The organism is Microbacterium sp. zg.Y909 (assembly GCF_024626565.1).
Genome location: NZ_JANJFJ010000327.1, coordinates 1 through 5,012 on the forward strand (window position 1 = coordinate 1; position 5,012 = coordinate 5,012).

3 protein-coding genes are annotated in these 5,012 nt (G+C 70.6%); all 3 read right to left on the reverse strand.

The features are described 5' to 3' along the window. Nucleotides 1-134: 134 nt before the first annotated feature. Nucleotides 135-2,339, reverse strand: a complete 2,205-nt coding sequence (locus tag NQ160_RS18330; RefSeq protein ID WP_257516562.1) for an ATP-dependent Clp protease ATP-binding subunit — start codon at nucleotides 2,337-2,339, stop codon at nucleotides 135-137. A gap of 238 nt (nucleotides 2,340-2,577) precedes the next feature. Next, nucleotides 2,578-3,552 carry a GlxA family transcriptional regulator gene (locus NQ160_RS18335; protein WP_257516563.1) on the reverse strand — a complete coding sequence of 325 codons (975 nt, stop codon included), beginning with the start codon at nucleotides 3,550-3,552 and terminating at the stop codon, nucleotides 2,578-2,580. A 208-nt stretch (nucleotides 3,553-3,760) separates the two neighbouring features. Beyond that, nucleotides 3,761-4,861, reverse strand: a complete 1,101-nt coding sequence (locus tag NQ160_RS18340) for a glycosyltransferase family 4 protein (RefSeq protein WP_257516564.1) — start codon at nucleotides 4,859-4,861, stop codon at nucleotides 3,761-3,763. Nucleotides 4,862-5,012: the final 151 nt, after the last annotated feature.

Here is a 5,012-nt window from a genome sequence, read left to right on the forward strand (position 1 = left end):
ACCGTGACCACGACGGAGGGGCCGGGGTGCGAGGCGCCCCACAGCGCCCGAAGCGTGATCACCCGTCGATGCTCTCACGACGACGAGCGGATGCCGCGCCCGCCCTGGCCGGGAGGCGCGGCATCCGGGTCGTGTCAGTCGTCGAGCAGTTCGGCCTCGAGCACGTCATCGTCCGCGGCGGGCGTGTCGGCCGGCCCCGCGCTGGTGAGCACGAGCGACGAGCCGTCCGCGGCGACGTCCACGCGCACCAGGTCGCCGTCGTGCACCCCGCCGCCGAGGATCGCCATCGCGAGGCGGTCCTGGATCTCGGACTGGATGAGGCGGCGCAGCGGCCGTGCACCGAAGAGCGGGTCGTAGCCCCGCTCGGCGAGCCATGCCCGCGCGTCGGGGGTGACGGCCAGCGTCAGTCGGCGGTCCTTCAGGCGGCGCTGCAGCGCATCGACAGACAGCTCGACGATCTGCGACAGGTCGTCCTCGGTCAGCGCCTGGAACACCACGACGTCGTCGAGACGGTTGACGAACTCGGGCCGGAACGCCTGGCGCACGAGCCCGAGCACCTGCTCCTTCTTCTCTGCGAACGACAGCGTCGGGTCGATGAGGATAGGCGATCCGAGGTTCGAGGTGAGGATGAGGATCACGTTCTTGAAGTCGACCGTGCGTCCCTGGCCGTCTGTCAGACGGCCGTCGTCCATCACCTGCAGCAGCACGTCGAAGACCTCGGGGTGGGCCTTCTCCACCTCGTCCAGCAGCACCACCGAGTACGGGCGCCGGCGCACCGCTTCGGTGAGCTGCCCGCCCTGCTCGTAGCCGATGTATCCGGGAGGGGCGCCGACCAGCCGCGAGACGGAGTGCTTCTCGCCGTACTCCGACATGTCGATGCGCACCATGGCGTGCTCGTCGTCGAAGAGGAACTCCGCCAGCGCCTTGGCAAGCTCCGTCTTGCCGACGCCGGTGGGACCGAGGAAGAGGAACGATCCGGTCGGCCGGTTGGGGTCGCTGATGCCGGCGCGCGAACGCCGCACGGCGTCGGACACCGCCTTGACGGCATCCCGCTGGCCGATGATGCGCTTGCCCAGCTCCTGCTCGAGGTGCAGCAGCTTCTCGGTCTCGCCCTGCAGCAGGCGGCCGAGGGGAATGCCGGTCCACGCCGAGATGACGGCGGCGATGTCCTCGTCGGTCACCTGGTCGCCCACCATGCGCTCGCCCTCGGCGCCCTCGGCCCGCTCGGCCTCCATCACCTGGCGCTCGAGAGCGGGGATCTCGGCGTACAGCAGCCGCGACGCGCGCTCGAGGTTGCCCTCGCGCTGTGCACGCTCGGCCTCGACGCGGGCAGCGTCCAGCCTGGTCTTGAGGTCGCCGACGCGGTTGAGGGAGGCACGCTCGCGCTCCCACCGCGCCTGAAGCTCGGCGAGCTTCTCGCGCTCGGCCGCGAGGTTCTCGCGAAGGGCCGCGAGGCGCTCCTTCGACGCGGCATCCTTCTCCTTCTTCAGCGCCAGCTCCTCGAGCCCCAGCCGGTCGACGTGGCGGCGGAGCTCGTCGATCTCGAGCGGGGCGGAGTCGATCTCCATGCGCAGGCGCGACGCGGCCTCGTCGATGAGGTCGATGGCCTTGTCGGGCAGCTGACGCGAGGGGATGTACCGGTTCGACAGCGATGCCGCCGCCACCAGCGCCGCGTCGGCGATGGCCACCTTGTGGTGCGCCTCATAGCGCTCCTTGAGGCCGCGGAGGATCGCGATGGTGTCCTCGACGCTCGGCTCGCCGACGTAGACCTGCTGGAAGCGGCGCTCGAGCGCGGCATCCTTCTCGATGAACTCCCGGTACTCGTTGAGCGTCGTGGCGCCGATCATGCGCAGCTCGCCGCGGGCGAGCATGGGCTTGAGCATGTTGGATGCCGCGACCGAGCCCTCCCCGCCGCCCGCGCCCATCAGCACGTGCAGCTCGTCGATGAAGGTGATGATGCGACCCTCGGACTCGGTGATCTCCTTGAGCACGCTCTTGAGGCGCTCCTCGAACTGGCCGCGGTACATCGCACCGGCCACGAGCGCGGAGATGTCGAGGGCGACGAGCTCCTTGCCCTTGAGCGAGTCGGCGACGTCACCGGCGACGATGCGCTGGGCGAGCCCCTCCACGACGGCGGTCTTGCCGACGCCGGGCTCGCCGATGAGCACGGGGTTGTTCTTGGTGCGGCGGGTGAGCACCTGGCTGATGCGGCGGATCTCGCTGTCACGGCCGATGACCGGGTCGAGCTTGCCCTGGCGGGCGCGGTCGGTGAGGTTGATGCCGAACTGTTCGAGGGGGCTCTGCTGCTCCTCCTGACCGGGCATGGGTTGTGCGTTCATGGTTCTCCTGAAAGTCATGGGGCTCAAACTTGAGCCGTTCTGACTCAAGTTTATCATCCGGGGGTCGATAGGTCGAGGGGAGGCGGGCGAACCGGCATCCCCTCGGCCGCCCGAAATGCGGGGATCTGCCGGAACGAGGACCCGGATGCCGAGAATCGCCGCATCCGGGCAGATCCCCTCGCCCCGGCAACGGCAACGGCAACGGCAACGGCACCGACAGCCGCTGCGGACGCCCGGCTCAGGCGGCGGGCTCAGCCTCGGAGCGCGCACAGCTGAACCGCCGGCGATACGCCGTCGGCGTCATCCCGAGGGTGCGCGCGAAGTTCTGCCGCAGCACTGCGGCCGACCCGAACCCCGACTCGTCGGCGATGCGGTCCAAGCCGAAGTCGGTCTTCTCCAGTAGACGCTGCGCGTGGATCAGTCGCTGCCGACCCAGCCACGCGGCGGGGGTCGCGCCGAAGTCGGCCTTGAATCGACGGGCGAACGTGCGCGGTGACATGTGCGCGCGGGCGGCGAGCTGCTCGACGGTGAGGTCCTCGCGCAGGTTCGCCACCATCCAGTCGCTCACCGGGGCCAGCGAGTCGCCGGCGGCCACCGGCAGCGGACGGGAGATGAACTGCGCCTGACCGCCGTCCCGCTGCGGAGGTACCACCATGCGCCGCGCGATCGTGTTGGTCATCTCGGCGCCGAGCTCCTGGCGGAGCAGATGCAGACAGGCATCCAGCCCCGCCGCCGTTCCGGCGCTCGTGATGATCCGCCCATCCTGCACATACAGCACGTCGGGGTCGACCTGGATCTTCGGGTACGTGCGCGCCATCTCGTCGGTGTACATCCAGTGGGTCGTCGCGCGCCGACCGTCGAGCACGCCCGCCGCCGCCAGCACGAACGAGCCGCTGCAGACACTGAGCACCCACGCGCCGCGCGCGACCGCCCGGCGCACGACGTCGAGCACGCGCGGGTCGCTGCGATGCCACCACTCCCGCGGCACCGGCGAGATCACGACGAGGTCCGCCTCGTCGGCGAAAGCCAGGTCGGCGTCGACGTTGATCGAGAAGCCCATCTTCGACGGGATCGCGCCCGGCTCCGGCGTCACGATGCGGAAGTCGAACCTGGGGATGCCGTCGTCGGTGCGATCCAGCCCGAAGGCCTCGCACGCGACGCCGAACTCGAACGGGGCGAATCCCGGTTGCACGACGCAGGCCACGGTGTTCATGGCAGGAATGCTACGCGTCACGGCCGCTCTGCCACTAGTGGCAGTTCTGCCACGAACGTAGCGTCACTGCCATGATCGCCATCCTGCTCATCGCCGCTCTCGGCGTCGTGGCGCTGACCGCCACGGCCGTCGAACTGCGGCGCGACGGCTACCGCCGCGTGCCGACAGACCCCACCCGCCTGCCCTGAGCCGCGGGGACGCCCGACCTTCAGCCGCGCGCGAGCGTGGTGACGGTGTCCAGCAGCGCGCCCGCCGAGCGCTCCCACGAGTACCGCGCGATGTGCGCGGTGCCCGCCGCGATGACACCGGCGCGCACGGCGTCGTCGTCCAGCGACGTCACGGCAGCCGCGACCGCCTTCTCGTCGTGCGGGTCGACGTAGACGGCACCGTCGCCGGCGACCTCGTGGAAGATCTCCATGTCTGTCACCACCGCCGGCACACCGAGCGCGAGGGCCTCCGCGAGGGGCAGACCGTAGCCCTCGTCGAGACTCGTCGAGGCGAGCACCGCGTGGTCGGCGAGGGCCGCCGCGTACGCGGCATCCGTCACGCCGTTGTGGAAGACGACGGCGGCGTCGCCGGCGAGCGCCTGCAACTCGGCGCGCCGCGCCGGAGCGATGCGCGAGAGCAGGTGCAGCGTGCGACCCGGCAGCAGCCGCATCGCCCGCACCAGCGTCTCGACATTCTTGTAGGGCATGAACGAGCCCATGTAGACGAGGTTGCGCACCGGCCCGTCCGCCTGCACGTCGTCCCTGCCGCCGGGCAGCAGGTCGGCCAGCCGCTGCGGCGCGTTGGGGATCACCACGACGGGCCGCTTCGTGAGGCGCACCGCGGCGAACTGCCGTCGGCTGGTCTCACTGACCGTGGCCACGACGTCGGCGGCGTCCAGCGTGAGCCGCTGGGGGACGTAACTGAGGTGGAACAGCCTCCAGCCGAGCCGGATCGGTGCGGGCAGATCGCGGGGAGGCGTGCGATGGCGGTAGTAGATGGTGTCGTGCAGGGTCAGGATGAGTCGGTACCGACGCCCCCGCGCACCGAGCGTCTGCATCGGCGAGAACACCACGTCGGGCGCGAAGCGGTTGAGCAGCCGCGCGGCGACCGGCTCCCGCCACGACGTCGGCGCGGTCATCGCGAGGGTCTGCGCTCGCTCGGGAAGCAGCGCCCGCTGGGCCTCGTCGTGGATGAGATAGGTGACCTCGACCCCTCGACCCGGGGCGGCCTCGTGCACGGCCGCGGCCAACTCGGCGGAGTACCGGCTGATGCCGTCGTGGAAGTCGGTGCGGATGTAGCGGGCGTCGAAGAACAGGCGGATGCCGCGCTCAGCGACCTCCGGCCTGCTCACGGCTTGACCGGCTCGCCCCGGTACAGGGCCTCGAACGTGTCGAGGGTGCGGGCGATGTCGTGGATCTCGACGCCCTTGAGCGACGCGCGCTGCATGGCGAGGAACTCCTCGGGCGATGCCG